Below are 1124 nucleotides of genomic sequence, written 5' to 3' on the forward strand. Positions count from 1 at the left end.
CTCGCCGCCGCCCGGTCACGAGCCGAGACGAGCGACGTGTGAGCCCGTTCCGCCTCGTCGCGCCCGGCCGCCAGGGCCTCCAGGTCGGGCGCCGGCTCCGTGGCGGCGGCCACCAGCTCGGGGTCCTCCAGCACGCCGGTCACGGCCGCGTGCTCGGCGTCCAGGCGTCGTAGCAGCTCGGCCTTGCTCTCCTGCTCGGCGGGCGTCCTGGCCGCCTCGGCAGCCTCGGCCACGTCGCGGAAGCCCGCGTCCAGCGCCGCGTCCTCGGCCGCCTCCACGGCCTTGGCCCGTTCGCCCTCCGCGGTGGCGGCCCGCCGGGTGGCCTCCAGCGCGTCGCGCAGCAGCTCGGCCTCGTCGTTGAGCCTGGACAGGCGCGCGGTGAGCGTCGCGTCGTCGCCTCGCGCGCTGTCGAGCCGCGCGGTCATCCGACCGGCGTCGCCGCTCAGCTCCTCCTGGCGTGTACGGCACGCGGCCAGCCTGGCGGCGATCCTGCGCGCCTGCTCCTCCAGCGCCGCTCGTTCCTGCCCGAGCCGCGCCGCCTCGGCCGCCAGCTCCGGTTCGGCGGCGGCGGACGATCTCAGCCTGCGCACCTCTCCCTCGGCCGCCTCCAGCACGACGGGGCCCATCGCGGGCGGTATCGACACCCGCCCCCGCTCCCCCGCCCCCACCCGGGTGGCCTCGGTGATCGGACCGCCCTGCGAGCCACCCGGCCCGCCCGAGGGCGCCTCGCCGCCCATCCCACGCGCCGCGGTCTCGCGACCCAGCGGCGCGGCCTCGCCATCCAGGAGGCCGCTGGACATCTCGCCGCACCGCCCACCCGACGGGGGCTTGCCATCGTGAGCGCTTCCCTCCTGGGTGGGGAGGGGGAGGCCGCTCTGGGTGAGCTGGCTGACCAGGCGGGCGCGTTCGGCCTGGAGGTGGGTGCGGTGGGCGCGGTGGGCGGCCAGGGCCTCGCCGAGCTCGCGGGCCCGGTCTCGGACGTGTTCGCGTTCGGTCTCGATGCGGTCGAGCTCGGCGGCCAGCGCGGGCTCGCGGTCGGCGACGGCCTCCAGGCGGGCGAGCTCCTCCCCTGCGCGTTCGACGGCCGCCTCGGCGGCCTCGGCGTCCAGGCCGCCCGTCGCCTC

Annotated in this window: 1 pseudogene; it reads right to left on the minus strand. The window is 78.3% G+C overall.

The features are described 5' to 3' along the window. A pseudogene (locus tag DQW85_RS22500) lies at positions 1-1124 on the minus strand (AAA family ATPase); the annotation flags it as partial.

The organism is Nonomuraea lactucae (assembly GCF_003313395.1).
Taxonomy (GTDB): Bacteria; Actinomycetota; Actinomycetes; order Streptosporangiales; family Streptosporangiaceae; genus Nonomuraea; species Nonomuraea lactucae.